Source organism: Sphingomonas sp. (assembly GCF_050725575.1).
Classification (GTDB): domain Bacteria; phylum Pseudomonadota; class Alphaproteobacteria; order Sphingomonadales; family Sphingomonadaceae; genus Sphingomonas.
On the sequence record NZ_JBOHHW010000040.1, the window covers coordinates 1 to 19,852 of the forward strand.

The window sequence follows — 19,852 nt, forward strand, 5'->3', positions numbered from 1 at the left end:
GAGCCGGCCGGCCTATCTGCGCGGTGTGAGGCGTGGATAGGTGGTATTGGTGAAACCGGGGATGATCACCTTCTCGGGCCGGTTGTCGTTCTCCATCAGCTGATCGGTGATATAATGGGCCGATGCGTTGGCGAGCTGCTGGCGCGGATCTTCCATCACGAAGCGCAGCAAGGTGATGAACGCTCGGCGGTCTTCGGGTGACTTGACCCTGGGCAATTCTCCCAGGATCTGCGTGGTCGGGTCGATAACGGGCGACGCATCGATCATCGGCTGATAGGCGGGATAGTCGGCGTACATCGCACGGCCCATCTCGACAGTCGTACGGGTGCTGAACCAGATCTTGCGGAACTCCGCCTCCACCCTCGCGCTGCCCTCGGGCGTATCGAGCTCGGCCGGCACCAGGCTGGGCGCATGCGGCGCAATATATACGCGGTCCGGGGGTAATTGCTCGCCCGATGCCTTGTACAGAACATAGCATTGCGAATTCGACTGCCATGTCAGGCCGGCCGTCGGCCGTCCGGCGCGGCCGCTGAAGATCACCATCAGGCGGTTCCAGTCGATATTCTGGGCACGAAGCCAGCGCGTGACGCGGAAGCCCGAATCCAGGAACACCAGCGCAAAGGTCGCCGCCATCATGTCGTTCATCGGCACCGGCACCGACGGTGATGCGACGGGATCGAGGAAATTTTCCCGCAGATACGGGAAGGCGAAGCAGGACGGGTCTGCCAGGCCCCGCTCCATGAAATCGAGCGTCACGTCGCAGCTGTAATCGACCAGGTCGGTGATCTTCTCCTCGCTGCCCCGCCATGCCTCGACGGCGACGGTGTCGCGCCAATAGGTGAGCGAGTTGACGTCGCGGACGCGCCGGGTCTGCGCGATGAAGCGCTGCGCATCCTCTTCCCACCGCGGGAAGCCGAGTTCCTTGAGGCGGATCAGGAACGGCACAGCGACGCCCAGATGGGAAACCGCCGTGAGCTCGACAAATCCGCGCATCGAGTTGCGGAAACTCTCGCGCAGCGGCGGGGCGCCGTTCCCCGGAAAGATCACAAAGTCGCTGCCCGTGACGACGAGCAACGGATCGTCCGAGGAAAGTTCCCCCGAATAGGCGTTCAGATGCGCCCCGATGCTATCGGGATCGGCGGTGAAGACGCTGTAGAGACTCTGGAACTCGGGATCGGGTTTGTAGGTCACGTCGTCGGCTTTCCGTATATCAAGTGCGTGCCGCGTACGGCGTCACAGATGGAGGCGATAGATGACCGTGTCCTGCCGGAAGCGCACGTCCGGCGTCAGGCTGTTCGAAACCGCCAGATAGCGTTCGCCATCGGCGGTAAAGGCATTGGCATCAGTGCCGCCGAAGGTCGGGAAGTCGCCGACCTCGACAAAACCCTCATTCTCCCAGCGATAGAGTTGCGACAGGAGATCCGTCCTTGGATCGGCCGGCGTCCCGAGGATAAAGCAGATCCGGACGAGATACAGCGCATCGTCGCTGCGGATCAGTTCGAACTCGCGGCCCCCGGGCCCGCCGAGACGCTGCTGTTCGACAAATCCCTCTCCTTCCCAGCGATATAGCAGTGTGTCGCCTTGGATCGCTGCGTGGAGAAGATAGAAACCCCCGTCCTGTTCGAAACTCGTGAAGACGCGGCCGGTCTGTTCGGAAAATATCTGGAACGGCGCGAAGCTCGATCCGTCCCAGCGATAGACCAGCGAAGGGCTGGTATGATCGGCATAAGCGAGGAACCGCTGACCATCCACTTCGAAGAAATGCCAGTTATAGCCCCATTTCCCGTCAAGCACCTGAAACTGCTCGAACCGGTCCCCGGTCCATTCGAGGATGCAGGATTCGCGCGGGTGCTGGGGCTGAGCGTGCGGCAGCGTCACCCCTTGCGCGACGCCGAGAAAATGGCGGTCGTCAAAGGTGAAGTGGTAGAGTTGCTTCACAGCGAATGTCGGGATCGACTGGAACGGCGCCCATGTTTCGTCTTCGCGGCGATAGAGGGTCGCGAACGCGTTCATCTCATAGGGTCCGCTGCCGGTGCGGATCGATGCCGTGCCGAGAAACAGCTCCTCCCCGATCGAGAAGATCAGGATATCCTCGCCACCGGGCGTGAGCAGCCGCTCATGCTCGACGAACGCACCATTTTCCCAGCGGTAGATGATCGCGTCGATATCGCTGTTGCCGGCATTCATATGGGCGTCCTGGCCGGGTACATCCTCGCTGAGTTGAGGAATGGCGAGCAGCAGTTCTCCTTCAAGTTCGAACGGGAGCGCCGTGCGCGCGCCCGAGGTCGGCAACCGCTGATATTCCGAGAGCAGCCCGCCGGCGATCCTGGTGCCATCGATCGTGCCAACCGGCTGGGTGTCAACGCTCATATTCATTCTCCTCCCCTGGGAGGCCCATCCGCGCCGGGCGCCGCCATGCGGCTCATCCTGTGCACAGGGGCGAGCTTCCCGCTATTATCCGGCACATAAAGACGTCCGAATGGTTTTTCGCGCCAATTCAAAATTGGGACCCGATTGATCGTGAAAGGCTATCACCGGATCAGCATCCCAAACGCGACCGGTATCGCGACATCGCTCTCACTGATGCACGACTTGAATGGTCGTGTATTCCTCAAGGCCCTGCCGGGCGAATTCGACGCCGATCCCGGACGACTTGATGCCGCCGAACGGGGCGTTGGGCTGGATCGCGCCATGCTTGTTGATCCATGCGGTGCCGCATTCGAGACGCTGAGCGAGTTCCCGAGCCAGCGTCAGGTTCGACGACCAGATCGAACCGCCCAGACCGCTCTCCGACGCATTGGCCGACGCAATGGCTTGCTCGACGTCGCTGTAGCGGATGATCGGAAGGACCGGACCGAATTGTTCCTGGTCGACAACACTCATCCCGTCGGTCGCGTCTGCGATAAGAGTGATCGGATAGAAATAGCCGTCGCCGCCGGGCCTCTCGCCGCCCGTCAGGATGCGCGCACCCGCAGCCCTGGCCTGGTCCACCAGACCGGCCACCCTGTCGCGCTGCATCCGGTTCTGTACTGGCCCGAGGATGCTGGCTTCGTCGCGGCCGGGACCGACGGTCACCCCGGCCGCCACGCGCAGCAGCGCCGCGGCCACGCCCTCATAGATGCTGTCATGAACATAGAGACGCTTGAGCGCGGCGCAGGTTTGCCCGTTGTTGATGAAAGCGCCCCAAAACAGGCCTTCGGCAATCGCATCCGGGTCGGCGTCGGGCAGCACGATTCCCGCGTCATTGCCGCCAAGCTCCAGCGTCAGGCGCTTGAGCGTGTCCGCAGCGTTGGTCATCACCTTTTTTCCTGTCGCGGTAGAGCCCGTGAAAATCACCTTGGCGACACCCGGGTGACCAGTGAGAAGCGGGCCAAGGTCGTCGGGGCCGGCAATCGCATTGAGGACGCCCGAAGGCAGGACCTCGCGAAGCAGCTCGACCATGCGCAAGGTACTGAGCGGCGTGTAGGGCGAAGGCTTGATCACGACCGTGTTGCCGGTCCGGATCGCCGGCACGATATGCCAGATCGCGATCATGAGCGGCCAGTTCCACGGCGTGATCGATGCAACGACGCCGAGTGGCCGCCGATGCAGTTCGATTCTTGCCTGCGCATCGTCCTGAAGTATTTCGATCGGGAGATCGAGATCGGCGGTGTAGCGCGCCCAGCCGATCGCACCCTGCAGCTCGTATCGCGATCCCAGTCCGTTGAGGGGTTTTCCCTGCTCCAGCGTCAGCAGCTGCGCCAGTTCCTCCGCGTGACGCTCCAGCACATCAGCGATCGCGTGGCAGGCCGCCTTGCGCTCCGCATCCGGACGGGTCTGCCATGTCGCGAACGCCGCCCCCGCCGCCGCGACAGCCGAATCCACCTCGGCAGCGGTTGCGGCGGGGCACAGACCGGCAACCTTTCCCGTCGCCGGGTCGATCACGTCAAAGCTTGCAAGCCCTGCAACTGAGGCCCCGCCAATGGTGAGGTTGATTGCCGCGGCCATGGTCCGTCTCCTGAGTTTTCCGCCGGAACCGAATCGGCTTGATTTATTTAACATGATAAGTAGTACGCCTCTCAAAGGAGAGACGCAATGGGTTCTTCACGCCTCGACATCGCGCTGGCCGCGCTGGGCCGCATGAAACCGGTGCTGGGCCAATTCATCGACGGTGACGCCATCGCCGGCGCCGGCGAGGCATTTGAGGTCACCAGGCCCGACACCGGCGAGACACTCGGCGCGGTTCGCGATGCGACCGAGGACGAATTGAACGCCGCGGTCGCCGCGTCGAAACGCGCCTTCCCCGCCTGGGCCGCGACGAGCGGTGACCGCCGCAAGGAGATACTGCACCGGATCGCCGATGCCATTGAAGAGCGGGCCGAGGAGATCGCGGCGGTCGAATGCCTCGACGCCGGCCAGTGCTGGCGCTTCATGTCGAAAGCGGCGGTGCGCGGCGCCGAGAATTTCCGCTTCTTCGCTGACCGGGCGCCGGCCGCGGCCGACGGCCGCAGCCTGCCCACCGCGGATCATCTCAATTACACCGTGCGGATGCCGATCGGGCCGGTTGCGGTGATCACGCCGTGGAACACGCCCTTCATGCTGTCGACCTGGAAGATCGCTCCTGCGCTCGCGGCGGGTTGCACCGTTGTTCACAAGCCGGCCGAATGGTCGCCCTATTCAGCGCGGCTCCTGGTCGAGATCGCCCATCAAGCGGGCCTGCCTGCCGGCGTCTTCAACTCAGTGAATGGTCTCGGCGAGACGACCGGCCGGCGGCTGACCGAGCATCCCGACATCAAGGCCGTCGCCTTTGTCGGAGAATCCAGGACCGGCTCGGCGATCATGCGGCAGGGATCGGAGACGCTGAAGCGGGTTCATTTCGAACTTGGCGGCAAAAACCCCGTGATCATATTCGACGATGCCAACCTTGAGCGCGCGCTCGATGCGGTCGTGTTCATGATCTTTTCGCTGAACGGCCAGCGCTGCACCTCATCCTCTCGCGTGCTGATCCAGTCGTCGACCTATGACCGGTTCGTGGCAGACATCGCCGCGCGGGTCCGCAACCTGAAGGTTGGCGACCCCTTCGATCCCGCAACCGAGGTTGGTCCGCTGATCCATCCGCGCCATCTCGCCAAGGTCGAAAGCTATGTGGATATTGCGCGCGCCGACGGCGCGACCGTCGCCGCCGGCGGCGCGCGCCTTGAAGGAGCGGGATATTTCTTTCAGCCGACGCTGTTCACCGCGGCGAACCAGGGGATGCGGATCGCGCGGGAGGAAATCTTCGGCCCCGTGCTGACCGCCATCCCGTTCGATGACGAAGCGGATGCCCTCTCGAAAGCCAATGACACGGCTTATGGCCTGGCGGCCTATCTCTGGACGAACGATGTCGGCCGGGCGCTCAGGGTATCGCATGCGCTTGAGGCGGGGATGATCTGGGTCAACAGCGAGAATGTGCGGCATTTGCCGGCCCCGTTCGGCGGCATGAAGGCCAGCGGTATCGGCCGCGACGGCGGCGACTGGAGTTTCGACTTCTACATGGAAACCAAGAACATCGCGCTGGCGATGGGCGATCACAAGATGCAGCGCCTCGGCGTCTGAGCGCGCCGTGACGATCTGTTTTCCGGCCCGTTTTTCCGGCAATGAGAAAGAGCGCGCCGGTACAAGTCCGGCAAGGGAAGACATGGCAGGCCCCATGTCACGGTTGAATCGCCGTTGGCGACCGGGCTGCGGGAATGGGACTGAAAGGACGGCGGCAGGAGATATGGGACACCGGATGTCCCATGGTTTTTCCGCCGCCGCCTCGGCAATAGGTGCATATAATTCGTTATATATCAGATAGTTAATACTGAATTGACGCCCTTGAACGGACCTAGTCCTGTTCCGCCGGTCCAATCGCCGCGATCAGCGCACCGAGCTCCGTGAGCAGGGCGGCGAGCCGTTCCTGCCCGAAGGCTGCGGCATAGCGATCGAGCTGGCGTATCGTCCGTTTGGAGGTTTCGTCGAGCAGCGCCCGTCCTGGTTCCGCCAATGTCACGAAGGAGCGCCGTCCATCCTCGGGGTCGGGCGTGCGCACGATCAGCCCGCGTTCTACCAGCTCCTTCAAAATGCGGGTGACGCTTGGCGCGAAGAGCAGCGCGGCCTCGGCCAGCGCGGTCGGCTCGATGCTGCCGGCATCGTTGATCACGCGCAACACGCGCCATTGCTGCTCGGTCACACCGGCGTCGCGCAGCATCGGACGGATCGGCGCCATCACTGCCTCGCGCGCGGCAAGCAGCGTGCCGGCGAGCGAGTCACGATAGGGCGGCAATCGGCGTGTTCGCTGGCTCATGTGCATCGTTTGCCAGCACTCGGCACGCTTTACAATTTATCATGTTAAGTATATGCGAAACCCGAGGGAGAGAGATGGTGATTTCCGGCACGGTGTACGGTGTTATCCTGAATGACGTGGCGGAGCGCGCCGCGCTCGGCGACGCGTTTATGGCCGCGCCTTATGGCCGCCCGCCTTTATCCCCTGTCCTCTACATCAAGCCGCGCGGCTGTATCGCGCCGTTCGATGCGACCGTGAGCCTGGCCGAGGATGCCGCCACGGTCGAAGCCGCCGCGACCATCGGCCTGTTGTTTCAGCGCGACGCGAGCCGGGTGTCGGCGGACAATGCGCTCGACACCATCGGGGCGGCCTGCCTTGCGCTTGATGTGACGGTCCCCCACGCCAGCTATTATCGGCCGCCGGTCCGCCACCGTGCCCGTGACGGCTTTCTTCCGGTCGGTGCGTTCGGCCTGTTCGATGAGGGGCTGCTGGACCGCGACATCGTCACGCTGGTTGATGGCGAGGAAGCGCATCGCTGGCGCGGCACGCGGCTGGCGACGCGCGCTGCGGAGCTGATTGTCGAGATCAGCGCCTTCATGACGCTGAGAGCAGGAGACCTGCTGCTGCTTGGTCTCCCCGGTGACGCACCGGTGGTCGGCCCTAGTGCTCTGGTCCGATCCGAGCTGGCCGGGCTGCCGCCGGTCCAGGCGCGGTTCGCGGCGGAGCAGGCTGGATGAAGCGGGCACTAATATTGTATGACGGCGTTCCCACATGGGGCGACGTGCGGGCGGACGACGCCCAAATTCTTATCCCGGGCGGTGGGGTGGTCGCGTTCGACGATGCTGCCTGGCTTCCGCCGGTCACCGCCGGCGCCACCATCTTTGCGCTGGGGCTGAACTATGCCGACCATGTGAAAGAATTGGGATTCAAATCGACGGAAGCACCACTCATCTTCCTGAAGGGCCCGAACACGCTGACCGGGCATGCGCGCTCAACGCCGCGCCCGCCGGATGCGAACCAGATGCACCCGGAGTGCGAGCTGGTGGCCGTGATCGGGCGGCCGGCACGCCGGGTCCATCCCGGTGCGGCGCTTGACCATGTCGCGGGCTATACGATCGCGTGCGACTATGCGGTCCGTGAGTATCTCGAAAATTATTATCGCCCGAACCTGCGCGTGAAGAATCGCGATGCCACAACCCCGCTTGGCCCCTGGCTGGTGGATGCCGCCGACCTGCCCGATCCCCAGACCCTGCGCATGACGACGCACGTCAACGGCACGCTGGTGCAGCAGGGGTCGACCGCCGACATGGTGCTCGGCGTGGCCGATCTGATTGCCTATCTGTCCGAAACGATGACGCTTCTGCCCGGCGATATGATCCTCACCGGAACGCCAAAAGGCGTGCATTTCTGCGCCGTCGGCGACCATGTCGAATGCGAGATCGAGGGCATTGGACGACTGGCCAATCATCTGACGGCGGCCGTGCCATGAGCCTCTATCAGCTCAGCAAGCTGCTCTTCGAGCTCAATCGCGACGACGCCTTGAAAGAGCGCTTCAGGAGCAATCCCGATGCCGTCGCCAGAGCCTATATGCTGACCGACGAAGAGCGGCGCGCCTTGCTCGAGCCGGATATCGGCCTTCTCTATGTGCTCGGCGTCAACGGGCAGATCCTGATGCATTATGCCGCGCTGCGCGGGATCGAATGGTCCGACTATCTGCAGCGGATGCGGGACGGCATCCGCGAGCATGGACCGGTGCGCGCGGGAATCTACGCGATGACGACATCGCTCGACGACACGATCGAGGGGACCTGAGATGAGTCTCGTTTTCTGTGGCGTGGCCAGCCATGCACCGGGCATCACGGGACGCGCCGACCGCGCCCCGCCCGCGTTGCGCGACCCTTTCCATGCCGCGTATCGCGGGATGGGAGATCAGCTGCGCGCGAGCGGAGTCGACGCAGTCATCGTGATCGCCGCCGAGCATTTCGCAAATTTCTTCATGAACAACATGCCCGCTTATGCGATCGGCATGGCGGAAAACTATGGCGGTCCGATCGAGGACCCCGAATGGCTGGCGATCCCGAAGCGCACGGTGCGGGGAAATGCCGATCTGTCGCGCCGCATCATCGAGGAAGTGCAGCAGACGGTCGACGTCGCCTATGCCGAGGAATGGCGGTTCGACCATGGCATCATGGTGCCGCTGCATTTTCTCGACCCTGAAAACGAACTCACGGTCATTCCGGCCAATATCAACTGCCAGGGTCCGCCGCTGACCCCGCTCCACCGCGCCTGGGCCTTTGGCCAGGCATTGCGCAGGGCGGCGGACCGGGTGCCGGAGCGGATCGCCATTATCGGGACCGGCGGCATTTCGCACTGGCCGGCAACGCCGGACAGCGGGCGGATCGACGAGGCCTGGGACCGCGACTTTCTTGATCGCTGGTCCAGGAACGACCGTGAAGCGCTGCTCTCCTATACCGATATCGAGACCTACCGCGATGCCGGCCAGGGCGGGTTCGAGATTCGCACCTTCATCGCCACCGCTGCCGCTGCGGGTGGGTCGGGGACGGTCCATTTCTACGCGCCGATCCCGATTTTCGCAGTCGGATGCACGGTCGCGACGATGGAGATTGCCTGATGGCGCACGCAGTCGTGGAATGGACCGACAATCTGGCAGCCGAAGGTTTTGCGGTGAAACCTTTGTTGTCGCTGATCGCGGCGGCGATGCGCGATGCCGATGGGGTCTTTCCGCCGGGCGGCATCCGTGCCCGCGGCATCCGGCTGGAGGATTATGTGATTGCCGACGACAGCGGCCAGGATGCGTTCGTCAACATCACGATTCGGATGGGTGCCGGAAGATCGGCCGAGTTCAAGGCGGCGTTTTTCGGTGGCCTATTCGCGGAGGTGAAGGCGCATCTCGAGCCGGTGTTCGAGCGCCGCTATCTCGCATTATCGATGTATGTCGACGAGGCGGATGAGGCCGGTAGCTTCAAGCACAACAACATCCACACCCGCTTTCGGAAGGCCGGCTGATGCCGCTTTCGGATGCCATCGTCGCTGACCTTGCCGAGCGGCTCGACCATGCGGAACGCCGTCGCGAACAGATCGGGCATTTCTCGCTGCTGCATCCCGACATGACGATCGAGGATGGCTACCGCGTCCAGCGCGCCTGGGTGAAGCGCAAGCTCGCGGATGGCCGGAGACTGGTGGGTCACAAGATTGGGCTGACCAGCCGCGCGATGCAGCGATCGTCCAACATCGATGAGCCCGATTATGGTGCGTTGCTCGACGATATGCTGTTCGAACCCAATGGCGATATCGCGTTCGACCGCTTCATCGAACCGCGGGTCGAGGTCGAACTCGCCTTCATCCTGAAACATCCGCTGTCGGGACCTGATTGCTCTCTCACCGATGTGCTCAATGCGACCGACTGGGCGGTGCCCGCGCTTGAGATCATCGACGCGCGGATCGGCCGGATCGATACCGCCAGCGGCGCCACGCGCAAGGTGTTCGACACGATTTCCGACAACGCCGCGAATGCCGGCATCGTCCTTGGCGGGCGGCCGGTGCGGCCCGACCAGGTCGACCTGCGCTGGGTCGCGGCGCTGATCCACCGCAATGGCGTGATCGAGGAAAGCGGGGTCGCCGCCGCGGTTCTCGGACACCCGGCAAAAGGCGTCGCGTGGCTCGCTAACAAGCTCCATCCCTGGGGTGAAACGCTTGAGCCGGGCCAGATCGTGCTGGCCGGCAGTTTCACCGCGCCGGTATTCGCGGCCCGCGGCGACAGTTTCCACGTCGATTATGGCAGCCTCGGCACTATTTCCCTGAGATTCGCATGAACGCCTTCAAGGAGGCGCTGGCCAGGCGCGTGCCTCGTATCGGCCTGTGGCAAGCGCTCGCCAATCCCTACACCGCGGAAATCTGCGCGCGCGCGGGGTTCGACTGGTTGCTGTTCGACGGCGAGCACGCGCCCAATGATCTGCAGACCATGCTGGCCCAGTTGCAGGCCGTCGCGCCCTTCGCCGCCGAGCCTGTGGTCCGACCGCGCAATGACGACCCTGCATTGATCAAGCAATATCTCGACATGGGCTTTCGCTCGCTGCTGGTACCGATGATCGACAGCGGAGAGCAGGCGCGGCGCCTGGTCGCGGCAACGCGGTTCCCGCCGCATGGCGTGCGCGGCGTCGCAAGCGCGACAAGCCGGGCATCGGGCTTCGGCACCAATCGCAGCTATCTCGGCTCGGCGCATGAAGACATCTGCGTGATCGCGCAGATCGAGAGCCGGGCGGCTCTTGCAGCGATTGAAGATATCGCAGCGACCGACGGAATCGATGCGCTGTTCATCGGCCCCGGCGATCTGGCCGGCGCGCTCGGGCATCTCGGCGATCCCATGCACGCCGACGTACAGGCGGCCATTGCCGAGGCGATCGACCGGATTGCCGCTGCGGGGAAACCGGGAGGCATCTTCGCGCTCTCGAGCGAGGACGCTCAGCGTCGCCTGGCCGATGGCGTGGCGATGGTCTCGGTCGGAACGGACATTGGGCTTCTCGTGTCGGGCGCTCGCGCGCTCCGCCAGTCCCTGCCGGTATCGGGCTGACCGCTGCACTGTCTTCGGCATCCCTTCGATCTCATATTGACACTAATCCATTATGACATTAGTCCATTCTTTAAAGTGGCCAACAAGAGGCCACGATAAAGGAGGGGAGTGATGAGAAAGGCTTTGCTAGCGGCGTCGACCGCATGGATGTGCCTGATGCCTTGCATGGCGATGGCGCAGGATGCGCCCGACACCGACGAGACCAAGGACATCATCGTGACGGCGCAGCGCCGCGCCGAGCGCCTTCAGGATGTGCCGATCGCGATCACCGCGCTGTCGGCCGATCAGCTGGCGGCGTCTGGGGTGACGGACGTGACCAAGCTCAACACGATCACGCCGGGCCTTTATATCCAGGCGTCGACCGGTTTCGTGTCGCCGCATATCCGCGGCATCGGCACGTCGGCGGGCGGCGCCGGACTGGAGAATTCCGTCGCCGTCTATGTCGACGGTGTCTATATGGCGTCGCAGCCGGGCTCGCTGCTGTCGCTCAACAACGTGGCGCGCGTCGAAGTCCTCAAGGGTCCGCAGGGCACGCTTTTCGGCCGCAATGCGACCGGCGGCCTGATCCAGATCGTGACGCAGGACCCGACCCAGAATTTCGTTGCGAAGATGACCGCCGGCTATGGGAATTATCAAACCCTCACCGGCAGTGCCTATGTCGCCGGAGGCCTTGCGCCGAATCTTGCCGCCGACATCGCCGCGCAAGTGACCGCGCAGGGCGATGGTTACGGCGTCAATGTCGCCACCGGCAAGGACGTCTATCGTACCAAATTCGATCTCGCGCTGCGTTCGAAATGGGTGTTCACGCCCACCGATGCGACAACGATCCGCCTCGCGCTCGACTATGAGCGGCGGATCGGCAATTCGTCGATCAGTTCGAAGCAGGTGCCCGGGATCGTACCCGCTTTCGGACCGGCCTATTCCATCCCGACCTGGGATATCAACGCCGATTATGATCCGTTCCAGCGGCTGAACGCGGGCGGCGCCAGCCTGAACATCGAACAGGATCTCGGCGGTGTCGAGCTTCAGTCGATCACCGCCTTTCGCAAGTCGAGCTACACGATTGGCTTCGACACCGACCTGACGCCCACGCCGGCGCAGACGCTGACGCTCTCGACTCTGCGCGATCGGCAGATCAGCCAGGAACTGAAGCTGCAATCCGATTCAGCCTCGAAGATCCAGTGGGTGATCGGCGCCTATTATTTCAACGCCAATGCCGAACTCGATCCCAATATCCTGAACCTTGGCGGCCCGGGCATTCCCCCATCGCCAGCGCCGCCGATCACGCAGATTTCGGGCTATAGCAAGCTCACCACCCGCGCCTGGGCCGGTTATGCTCAGGCCACCGTGCCGCTCGACGACAGCACCAAGCTCACCGGCGGCTTCCGCTACAGCACAGAACGCCGGACGATATTTGCCACATCGGCGGCAACCCTCAGCAACGGGTTCGTCATCGACCCGTTCGCACCCGATACCGCGCAGCAAACCTCCTTCTCGGCGCCGACCTGGCGGGTTTCACTCGACCACCGGATCGACGAGAATAATTTGATCTACGCGTCCTATAATCGCGGCTTCAAAAGCGGCGGCTATAATGCCCGGCTGCCGGCGGCGGCGGCGTTCAAGCAGGAGCTGCTGGATGCCTATGAAGTGGGTTTCAAGTCGGACCTGTTCGACCGGCTGCTGCGAGTGAATGCCGCAGCATTCTATTACAAATACCGCAACATCCAGGTGAGCCGGTTCGAGCTCAACAACATCTTCATCTATAATGGCGCCGGCGCCGAGATATACGGCATCGATATGGATCTGGAGCTGCGGCCGGCCCGCGGCCTGACCATCAATGGCGGTGTCAGCATCCTGCACGATCGCTTCACCAGCTTCCCCGACGCGGACCGCTACACGCCAAGTCCGACCGGTGGTTCGATCCGCTCGACCGTGCCGGCCGACGGCAACCGCCTGCCGATCACCCCCGATGCCACGCTGAACCTCAACCTGCATTACGACCACGAGACAGAAGCGGGGACATGGTCGCTCGATGCCGGCGGCTATTACAATAGCGGCTTTTTCGGCCAGCCGGACAATGTCCTGAAGCAAAAGGCCTATGCCCTGCTTGATGCCTCGATCGGATGGAAGACCGCCGACAAGCGTTACGGCGTGCGCCTGTGGGGCAAGAACCTCACCGACCGTCCGGTCGCGACCGCGCTTGGCCAGTCCGACACGTCGAGCATCGTCCAATACGATGCCCCGCGAACCTATGGGATCACGCTTAGCGCCAATTTCTGAGGGCACCTCAACCTCGCAATCGCCGCGAACGCTCAAAATCTTGGAGATGATAATGAACCGATACAGAAGGGAATTGATCGTGACAGCGTCTCTGGCCGCATTGGGGTTGGGAACAACGACCGGCGCAGAAGCGAAAGCGGTCGATCAGGCGGCAGCAAGCGCGACGGCAACCCCTTGCCCGAGGACACCGCCCCCGCCCGGCATGCCGGGCAGGCCGCCGATACCGATGGCGACGAGCATCAAACCGAGCGATACGAGCACGAGCATTGTCATCAAGCCGGATCCGGCTGATCAGATCGAGTGCGGCCGCACTAAGCTCAAGGTCATTTCCGATATCGCTTTCGCGCAGGTTGCCGGCCCGGCCGGCCAGCCACGCAATCTCGCCCTCGATATTCTCGCGCCGACAGCGCCCGGCACCCATCCGCTGGTCATTTACGTCACCGGCGGCGGCTTCGTCATCGCAGCGAAGGAGAATGCGCTGAACCTGCGCAGCTTCGTGGCCGAGAACGGGTTCGTGGTGGCGAGCGTGCAATATCGTACCGCGATGGACGGCGCGAACTACCGCGACGGTGTCGCCGACGTGAAGTCCGCGATCCGGTTTCTGCGCGCCCATGCCGCCGATTATGGCATCGACCCGACGCGGGTTGCGGTCTGGGGTGAATCCGCCGGCGGCTATCTTGCCGCGATGGTCGGCGTCACGAATGGCGTGAAGGACTTCGACCTTGGCGACAATCTCGATCAGAGCAGCGCTGTCCAGGCCGTTGTCGACAAGTTTGGCACCTCCGACACCGCGCATGCCGTGGAGGATTTCAACCCCGAAATGGCCGGGTTCACAGCGCCCGGATCGCCGATCACCCGCTACATGACCGAAAAGGGCACATCCTTTCCGCCAGCCTCCAACCCGCTGACCTATATCGGAAAATCCGATCCGCCGTTCCTGATTTTTCACGGCAGCCAGGATCGGATCGTCTCGCCGAGCCAGACGCTTCGCCTGCACAATGCGTTACGCGCGGCCGGAGTCCCCAGCACCCGCTATGTCCTGGACGGTGCCGGTCACGGCGATCTCGCCTTTGCGGGCGACCCGGCTGCCGGGCTTCCCTGGTCGTCGAAAGAGGCAATGAACCTGATCGTCCATTTCCTGCATGAAACGAAGTGACGGTTTTGGAGGCGGCTCCAGCGAGCGATTGATGGGCGACAGAGCCGTTGGCGCGGCAGGCGGGCTTGAGCTTGCCTGCCGTTTGCTTCTTTGCGCACTCTTCCTCTCAACCGGTCTCGCCGGCCTCGCATCTCCGGCCGCCTTCGCGGCCGGCCTGGCGCAGATGGGTGTCCCCTTTCCTGCGGCAGCCGGCATGGCGGCAACGGCCATCAACCTCCTTGGCCCGCTGATCCTGATAGCCGATCCGAGGCGTTATGGCTGGATCGCGGCGCTCATTCTGTCGATCTTTACCGTGACCACCATCCCATTTGGCCATGCATTCTGGCTGTTCGACGAACCACGCCGGAGCGAGGAACTGCATATCGCGATCGAGCATGCCTCGCTCATCGGCGGCCTGCTCCTCACCGGGCTTATGTCGTTCCGCCGCTGGCGCGCGCGCTGCCGTCCTCATCAGGCGTGACGTCGCCGACAACTGCCTGACGCAGCTGCATCGCCGGCAAGGCCGGAAGTTGAAGAGAGGCGATGCGTTTGGCCTCGGCATCGTCGACGCCGAATGATCTCATGAGCATCCGGGCACCGGCGTCGATTTCCTTTGCAGTGATCCCACTCGCCATCCCGCGCTGGACGAGCGCGGTGACGAGGCCGTACCCGATTTCGAGCGCAATCGGCAGCGACGGCACGTCGATCAATCGCTCGGCCTGCGCCGCGGTGATGTTGCGAAGCGCATGCTCCTGCATGTCCGCGGTCGGCGGTCCGATCAGCGGCAGGACGCGCAGCATGATTTCGGCGCCGACGCGATCGGAAGAAATCCGCCTGATGGAATAGCGGATATTGCAGCAGATCCGCTCGATCGGGCTCGGCAAAGCATCGAAATTGGCCGATTGCTCCTTGTTCAGCTGCATCACCATATGCTGCGCCATTTCGCGCAGCATGGCATCGAAGGTCGGGAAATAATTGTAGATCGAGCCGCGCGACAGATGTGCTGCGTGCCGGACATCGTCGATCGTTGTGGCGTCGATCCCGCGCTCCTCGAACAGCGCGAATGCGGCCGCGAGAATCCGGCTCCTGGTTCTGGCTCGCTTGACGCGCGCGTTCCTGGTCCGGAAATTCTCGCCTTCGCTGATCGCGTCCGTCACTAGCCTACCTGTTCGACAGCCGGTCAGAATGACGCGGCGTCAGACAGAATGCGTTCGGCTTGTTGCTTGTCAACACTCATCAAGCGTCGCGCGATGCCTGCCCGCCTGCCCGTCACAAACCGACTGGCGATTGGCCAAACACCAATGAAGTTCAGCTTCATTGATTTCGGCTGACAATCAATGGCGCTCTCATTCTGAATTGGAAGCAAAGGCCGAAATACAAATAGTATCGGCCGCAACGACAATGGTGGCCAGCTCCGTCAGCACGCCAACCAGGTCGAACGAAAATAAGAATGCTTTGGGGAGGACGATGATGGCGAACTTCAATGGAATGCCGTGGCGTACGATATCCTGCCTGCTGGGATCGGCGTCGATGCTCGCACCGCTTGCCGCCCAGGCACAGAGCCAACCGGCTGCGAGCGCGCCGGCAACCGACCCACAGGCGGACGGCGCGCAAAGCGAAGAAGGTCTTCCCGACATCATCGTGACTGCGCAGCGTCGCGAGGAATCGCTCCAGCGCACGCCGCTTGCCGTGACCGCCCTTGCTGCGGACGATCTGCGCGACAAGAACATCACGTCGCTCGCTGACCTCGGCCGGGCCGTACCCAATCTGGCGATCAGCAGCGCGGGCTATACCGCCCCGACCAATGCGCTGCCGGTCATCTATATCCGCGGCATTGGTCAGCAGGATCCTTCGATCTACTCGGATCCCGGCGTTCCGGTTTATGTCGACGGCATCTACGTTGCACGTTCCGCCGGCGGTGCGATCGACTTGCCCGATGTCTCGCGCGTCGAAGTGCTGCGCGGCCCGCAGGGCACGCTGTTCGGCAAGAACGCGGTCGGCGGCGCGGTCAATCTGGTGACCCGCACGCCCGGCGCGTCGCCGGGAAGCCGGTTCGAAGTATCGGGCGGGAACTACAGCCTGTTGCGTGCTCGCGGCTATACCGACATCGCCGTCAATGATCAGCTCGGCGTGACCCTGGCCAGCGACTATATGCACGAGAATGGCTTTGGCGACCGCCGCGCGGTTGGGACCAACCAGGTGCTCGGCCGGCTTGGCGATCGCCGGCATTTCTCCGTTCGCGGCCGGCTGCACTGGGCGCCGAGCAGCGCGCTCTCGATTGACCTTTCGGCCGATTATACCCGCTATCGCGACACGGCACCCCCGTCGCAGACCCGCGTCTTTCCGGCATCGCTCCTCACGCTCTACAATAATGCCGTCGGGACGCCGGCGGGCCAGACATTGACGCAGGCGGTCGCCCGGTCGGGAGACTATGACAATTATTCGCGCAACCCCCAGCGCGTGCGGGACGATCTGGGCGGGGCGAGCGCCACCATTTCCTATGATTTTGGCGGGGTGACGGTGAAGTCGATCACCGCGTACCGGGAGTCGCACGATGCCTTTGCCCGCGACGCGGATTCGAGCCCGGTCGTCTATCTCGAGACGACGAGAGACATGCGCTCCAAGCAGTTCAGCCAGGAATTGCAGCTGGTGGGCACTCTGTTCGGCGACAAGGTCGATTTCATCCTGGGCGCTTTCTACCTGCACGACACATCCTCGCAGGACGATGTGAGCACCGTTCTCCCCGGCCTTTTCCGCGCCACGCACAATCCCCAGACGGACATTTCGCGCACCACGTCCGATCGGCAGACGACCAACAGCTATGCCGCCTTTGGCCAGGCAACCTGGCATATCGCCCAGGGTCTCAATTTCACCGCGGGGCTGCGCTATACCAGCGACCACAAGCAGGCCGTGATCAGCGCGAGGAGCCCGGAAAGCGGGATCATCTATGTCCCGCCAACTGCCTTTGACGATCGCTGGAACGCCTTCACGCCGCGCTTCGCACTCGATTACCGGGTCAGCAGCGACATCTTGCTTTATGCCTCCGCATCGCGGGGCTTCAAGAGCGGCGGTTTCAACGGGCGCCCGTCAAATATCGCCTCGCTCTCCGCATTCAATCCGGAAAGCGTCTGGTCCTACGAGACCGGTTTCAAGGCGGATTTGCTCGATCGGCACGTCCGGCTGAACGTCGCGGGCTATATCGCCGATTACAGCAACATCCAGCTGCAGCGGCAGATATTGGTGGTGGGAACCGGCATCGTCAGCGACATCCGCAATGTCGCGGCCTCCAGGATCAAAGGCCTTGAGGGCGAACTCACCATCCTGCCAGTGAAGGGCCTCGAGCTCACCGCGTCGGGCGGCTACACCACGAACAAATACACATCAATCCAGCCGGGCGCACCGGTGACCGCCGGGGGCGTGATCCCCTATTCGCCGAAATGGACCTACTCGCTCTCCGCGCGCTATGCGATCGATCTCGCGGATACCGGCACGGTCACGCCGAGCATCGATTATGCCTATCGATCGAGCGCGTTCGTGACGCCGGACAATGATCCGTCAGGCCTCGTGCCCGCCTATGGCCTGCTCTCCGCGCGCCTCAGCTATGTGCCCAAACATTCGTTCTGGGAGGTCAGCGCCTTTGCCACCAACCTCACCAACGAGCATTTCTATCTGAGCAAGGGCGTGAGCGCGGGCATTGGTATCGAGTATCAATTGCTCGGCCCCCCGCGGCGCTATGGCGCGACCGTCGCGGTGCATTTCTGATCGGGGACACCGCCGGATATTTCGCGCTCGATGCTTGCGGGCGGGCGAGGAGACCTGATCTCCTTGCCCGCCCGGGACGGTTGTCTCGGGTGACGGGCGGGGGGAGATATGGGACACCGTATGTGCCATATCTTGTCCCGCCTCCACAGCAGCGAGATCCCAATAATATTGTTATATATAAGATACTTAAACAGAAATAGCTCGATTCAGCCATCGCCGGAAAGCTAAAGCGGCAACCCCACATAGTTTTCGGCGATCGCGGTCTGCATCGCTGTCGATTCCGCCACATAGTTCAATTCGGCGCTCTGCATGCGGTGCTCGAAGGGACCATCCTCGGGAAAGCGGTGCATCAGCTTGGTCAGATACCAGCTGAACCGCTCCGCCTTCCACACCCGCGCCAGCGCGCGGTCGGCATAGCCGGACAGCGCACCTTCCTCGCCCCGGCCAAAGAAGGCGATCAGCGCGTCGGAAAGATAATGCACGTCCGACGCCGCGAGATTCAGGCCCTTTGCCCCGGTGGGCGGCACGATATGGGCGGCATCGCCGGCGAGAAAGAGCCGGCCATGGCGCATCGGTTCGAAGACATAGGATCGCAGCGGCGCGATCGACATCTCCAATGCCGGTCCGCGTATAACGGGTCGGGACGCAAGCGGGGCGAAGCGCGATTCAAGCTCGTCCCACACCCTGTCCTCCGGCCAGTCCTCGAGCCGATCGGTCAGCGGCACCTGAATATAATATCGGCTTCGCGTCGCCGATCGCATCGACGCCAGCGCAAAGCCGGCAGGCCCATGCGCGTAGATCAATTCGGGGTGGCACGGCGGCACATCCGACAGGATCCCCAACCAACCGAACGGATAGTCGCGGGTAAACTGCCGCGCCGAGGCCGCCGGGATGGCCTGGCGCGACGGGCCGTGAAACCCGTCGCATCCGGCGATGAAATCGGCATCGATATGATGCGCGATGCCATCGGCCTGATAGGTGACTGACGGCGTGTCGCTGTCGGTGTCATGAAGCGCCACGGCGTCCGCCTCGAAAACAATCTCCAGCCCGCGCGCCGGCGCGGCGTCGATGAGATCGCGCGTGACTTCGGTCTGTCCATAGACCGTCACATGGCGACCAGTGAGGGCCGCGATGTCGATCCGGATCAGCCTGTCGCCATCCGCAAGGTTGAAGCCCTTTTCGACCAGGCCTTCGGATTTCAAGCGCTCATCGAGACCGAGGCGTTGCAGCAGATCCGTGGTTACCGTCTCCAGGACGCCGGCGCGGATACGGTTTTCAACGCGGCACCGGGTCTGCCGCTCGAGGACGATGCAGGTGATGCCTTCGGCACGCAGGAGATGGCCGAGCAGCAGGCCCGCGGGCCCCGCGCCAATGATGGCGACTTGTACGCGCCGACGCGAATTTTTGGTCACGTCCGGTGGCCGGCGCGCGCGAGCGCGTCGCGCGTCCAGGCGACGAATTCCCGGTTGGCTTCCCTGACACGGAGCGCCGATCGCCTATACTCGTCATCCGCCTCATCCAGGCGCACTGCGGGCCAGTTGGCCTGATGCATCGCGGCCGCGCTTCGCATGCGGGAGAGTTTGTCGCGATAGGCCTGGCTGACCGCGGGATCCGCATCGGTGCCGAATATCAGCTCCCCGGTCTGCCCGACCCTGGCGATCTGTTGCGACAGCGCCTTGCGCAGCTGGATCAACTCGTATCGCCGGTCCGTGTCGGTCCGGGCGGCGATGGCCGCGAGATCGGCCTGTACCTGCTCAAGCGCCGTCAGTTCCCGGGCAAGGTCGGCGAACGTCTTCATGGC

Annotated in this window: 20 protein-coding genes; 12 read left to right on the forward strand and 8 right to left on the reverse strand. The window is 63.3% G+C overall.

Going from position 1 to position 19,852, the window contains the following annotated elements:
- Positions 1-12 precede the first annotated feature (12 nt).
- The 3 genes from ACRECS_RS20865 to ACRECS_RS20875 form a co-directional block, all read right to left on the reverse strand.
- Complete coding sequence (locus ACRECS_RS20865; protein ID WP_431584883.1) at positions 13-1,191, reverse strand: DUF5624 domain-containing protein; 1,179 nt, start codon at positions 1,189-1,191, stop codon at positions 13-15.
- Between the two features lie 42 nt (positions 1,192-1,233).
- Positions 1,234-2,370: a hypothetical protein gene (locus ACRECS_RS20870; RefSeq protein ID WP_431584884.1), complete on the reverse strand. Its 1,137-nt coding sequence runs from the start codon at positions 2,368-2,370 to the stop codon at positions 1,234-1,236.
- A gap of 207 nt (positions 2,371-2,577) precedes the next feature.
- The gene (locus ACRECS_RS20875; RefSeq protein WP_431584885.1) at positions 2,578-3,987 is read right to left on the reverse strand and encodes an aldehyde dehydrogenase family protein; all 1,410 of its coding nucleotides are present in this window, start codon (positions 3,985-3,987) and stop codon (positions 2,578-2,580) included.
- Positions 3,988-4,074: 87 nt separating this feature from the next.
- Here ACRECS_RS20875 and hpaE point away from each other — a divergent pair, with 87 nt between their 5' ends.
- Entirely contained in the window at positions 4,075-5,574 is a 1,500-nt protein-coding gene (gene hpaE, locus ACRECS_RS20880; protein WP_431584886.1) for a 5-carboxymethyl-2-hydroxymuconate semialdehyde dehydrogenase, read from the forward strand.
- 271 nt (positions 5,575-5,845) lie between these two features.
- On the opposite strand, the gene hpaR is transcribed toward hpaE, so the two are convergent.
- Positions 5,846-6,304, reverse strand: coding sequence for a homoprotocatechuate degradation operon regulator HpaR (gene hpaR, locus ACRECS_RS20885; protein WP_431584887.1), 459 nt, complete (start codon positions 6,302-6,304; stop codon positions 5,846-5,848).
- 74 nt (positions 6,305-6,378) lie between these two features.
- Here hpaR and ACRECS_RS20890 point away from each other — a divergent pair, with 74 nt between their 5' ends.
- The 10 genes from ACRECS_RS20890 (at position 6,379) to ACRECS_RS20935 (ending at position 14,770) form a co-directional block, all read left to right on the forward strand.
- Complete coding sequence (locus ACRECS_RS20890; protein ID WP_431584888.1) at positions 6,379-7,020, forward strand: fumarylacetoacetate hydrolase family protein; 642 nt, start codon at positions 6,379-6,381, stop codon at positions 7,018-7,020.
- Complete coding sequence (locus tag ACRECS_RS20895) at positions 7,017-7,772, forward strand: fumarylacetoacetate hydrolase family protein (RefSeq protein ID WP_431584889.1); 756 nt, start codon at positions 7,017-7,019, stop codon at positions 7,770-7,772. Before ACRECS_RS20890 ends, ACRECS_RS20895 begins: the two co-directional genes overlap by 4 nt.
- The gene (locus ACRECS_RS20900) at positions 7,769-8,095 is read left to right on the forward strand and encodes an aromatic ring-opening dioxygenase subunit LigA (protein WP_431584890.1); all 327 of its coding nucleotides are present in this window, start codon (positions 7,769-7,771) and stop codon (positions 8,093-8,095) included. The genes ACRECS_RS20895 and ACRECS_RS20900 overlap by 4 nt, the downstream gene beginning before the upstream one ends.
- A 1-nt stretch (position 8,096) precedes the next feature.
- Positions 8,097-8,915: an extradiol ring-cleavage dioxygenase gene (locus ACRECS_RS20905; protein ID WP_431584891.1), complete on the forward strand. Its 819-nt coding sequence runs from the start codon at positions 8,097-8,099 to the stop codon at positions 8,913-8,915.
- Positions 8,915-9,310 carry a 5-carboxymethyl-2-hydroxymuconate Delta-isomerase gene (locus ACRECS_RS20910; protein ID WP_431584892.1) on the forward strand — a complete coding sequence of 132 codons (396 nt, stop codon included), beginning with the start codon at positions 8,915-8,917 and terminating at the stop codon, positions 9,308-9,310. Before ACRECS_RS20905 ends, ACRECS_RS20910 begins: the two co-directional genes overlap by 1 nt.
- Positions 9,310-10,116 carry a 2-oxo-hept-4-ene-1,7-dioate hydratase gene (hpaH, locus tag ACRECS_RS20915; RefSeq protein WP_431584893.1) on the forward strand — a complete coding sequence of 269 codons (807 nt, stop codon included), beginning with the start codon at positions 9,310-9,312 and terminating at the stop codon, positions 10,114-10,116. Before ACRECS_RS20910 ends, hpaH begins: the two co-directional genes overlap by 1 nt.
- A complete protein-coding gene (locus ACRECS_RS20920) occupies positions 10,113-10,874 on the forward strand; it encodes an HpcH/HpaI aldolase family protein (RefSeq protein WP_431584894.1) in 762 nt (253 codons plus the stop codon). Before hpaH ends, ACRECS_RS20920 begins: the two co-directional genes overlap by 4 nt.
- A gap of 111 nt (positions 10,875-10,985) precedes the next feature.
- On the forward strand, positions 10,986-13,154 hold the full coding sequence (locus ACRECS_RS20925; RefSeq protein WP_431584895.1) for a TonB-dependent receptor: 2,169 nt from the start codon (positions 10,986-10,988) through the stop codon (positions 13,152-13,154).
- Positions 13,155-13,233: 79 nt separating this feature from the next.
- Entirely contained in the window at positions 13,234-14,310 is a 1,077-nt protein-coding gene (locus ACRECS_RS20930) for an alpha/beta hydrolase fold domain-containing protein (protein WP_431584896.1), read from the forward strand.
- Between the two features lie 31 nt (positions 14,311-14,341).
- Positions 14,342-14,770, forward strand: coding sequence for a DoxX family membrane protein (locus ACRECS_RS20935; protein ID WP_431584897.1), 429 nt, complete (start codon positions 14,342-14,344; stop codon positions 14,768-14,770).
- On the opposite strand, the gene ACRECS_RS20940 is transcribed toward ACRECS_RS20935, so the two are convergent.
- Together ACRECS_RS20940 and ACRECS_RS20945 are read right to left on the reverse strand one after the other, a co-directional pair.
- Positions 14,721-15,446 carry a TetR/AcrR family transcriptional regulator gene (locus ACRECS_RS20940; protein ID WP_431584898.1) on the reverse strand — a complete coding sequence of 242 codons (726 nt, stop codon included), beginning with the start codon at positions 15,444-15,446 and terminating at the stop codon, positions 14,721-14,723. The genes ACRECS_RS20935 and ACRECS_RS20940 overlap by 50 nt on opposite strands.
- 189 nt (positions 15,447-15,635) lie before the next feature.
- Positions 15,636-15,773 (reverse strand): hypothetical protein, encoded by a 138-nt coding sequence (locus ACRECS_RS20945; RefSeq protein ID WP_431584899.1) that lies wholly within the window; start codon positions 15,771-15,773, stop codon positions 15,636-15,638.
- Here ACRECS_RS20945 and ACRECS_RS20950 point away from each other — a divergent pair.
- Positions 15,760-18,051, forward strand: a complete 2,292-nt coding sequence (locus ACRECS_RS20950) for a TonB-dependent receptor (RefSeq protein ID WP_431584900.1) — start codon at positions 15,760-15,762, stop codon at positions 18,049-18,051. The two genes, ACRECS_RS20945 and ACRECS_RS20950, sit on opposite strands and share 14 nt — an antisense overlap.
- A gap of 224 nt (positions 18,052-18,275) precedes the next feature.
- On the opposite strand, the gene pobA is transcribed toward ACRECS_RS20950, so the two are convergent.
- Together pobA and ACRECS_RS20960 are read right to left on the reverse strand one after the other, a co-directional pair.
- The gene (gene pobA / locus ACRECS_RS20955) at positions 18,276-19,463 is read right to left on the reverse strand and encodes a 4-hydroxybenzoate 3-monooxygenase (RefSeq protein ID WP_431584901.1); all 1,188 of its coding nucleotides are present in this window, start codon (positions 19,461-19,463) and stop codon (positions 18,276-18,278) included.
- A complete protein-coding gene (locus ACRECS_RS20960) occupies positions 19,460-19,849 on the reverse strand; it encodes a hypothetical protein (RefSeq protein WP_431584902.1) in 390 nt (129 codons plus the stop codon). The genes pobA and ACRECS_RS20960 overlap by 4 nt, the downstream gene beginning before the upstream one ends.
- Positions 19,850-19,852: the final 3 nt, after the last annotated feature.

What these genes read in the sequence shown, in the direction of transcription:
- ACRECS_RS20870 (WP_431584884.1), bottom strand. Translation starts at nt 2,370, where the DNA reads ATGAGCGTTGACACCCAGCCGGTTGGCACGATCGATGGCACCAGGATC.
- ACRECS_RS20875 (WP_431584885.1), bottom strand. Translation starts at nt 3,987, where the DNA reads ATGGCCGCGGCAATCAACCTCACCATTGGCGGGGCCTCAGTTGCAGGG.
- hpaE (WP_431584886.1), top strand. Translation starts at nt 4,075, where the DNA reads ATGGGTTCTTCACGCCTCGACATCGCGCTGGCCGCGCTGGGCCGCATG.
- hpaR (WP_431584887.1), bottom strand. Translation starts at nt 6,304, where the DNA reads ATGAGCCAGCGAACACGCCGATTGCCGCCCTATCGTGACTCGCTCGCC.
- ACRECS_RS20890 (WP_431584888.1), top strand. Translation starts at nt 6,379, where the DNA reads ATGGTGATTTCCGGCACGGTGTACGGTGTTATCCTGAATGACGTGGCG.
- ACRECS_RS20895 (WP_431584889.1), top strand. Translation starts at nt 7,017, where the DNA reads ATGAAGCGGGCACTAATATTGTATGACGGCGTTCCCACATGGGGCGAC.
- ACRECS_RS20900 (WP_431584890.1), top strand. Translation starts at nt 7,769, where the DNA reads ATGAGCCTCTATCAGCTCAGCAAGCTGCTCTTCGAGCTCAATCGCGAC.
- ACRECS_RS20905 (WP_431584891.1), top strand. Translation starts at nt 8,097, where the DNA reads ATGAGTCTCGTTTTCTGTGGCGTGGCCAGCCATGCACCGGGCATCACG.
- ACRECS_RS20910 (WP_431584892.1), top strand. Translation starts at nt 8,915, where the DNA reads ATGGCGCACGCAGTCGTGGAATGGACCGACAATCTGGCAGCCGAAGGT.
- hpaH (WP_431584893.1), top strand. Translation starts at nt 9,310, where the DNA reads ATGCCGCTTTCGGATGCCATCGTCGCTGACCTTGCCGAGCGGCTCGAC.
- ACRECS_RS20920 (WP_431584894.1), top strand. Translation starts at nt 10,113, where the DNA reads ATGAACGCCTTCAAGGAGGCGCTGGCCAGGCGCGTGCCTCGTATCGGC.
- ACRECS_RS20925 (WP_431584895.1), top strand. Translation starts at nt 10,986, where the DNA reads ATGAGAAAGGCTTTGCTAGCGGCGTCGACCGCATGGATGTGCCTGATG.
- ACRECS_RS20935 (WP_431584897.1), top strand. Translation starts at nt 14,342, where the DNA reads ATGGGCGACAGAGCCGTTGGCGCGGCAGGCGGGCTTGAGCTTGCCTGC.
- ACRECS_RS20950 (WP_431584900.1), top strand. Translation starts at nt 15,760, where the DNA reads ATGGCGAACTTCAATGGAATGCCGTGGCGTACGATATCCTGCCTGCTG.
- ACRECS_RS20960 (WP_431584902.1), bottom strand. Translation starts at nt 19,849, where the DNA reads ATGAAGACGTTCGCCGACCTTGCCCGGGAACTGACGGCGCTTGAGCAG.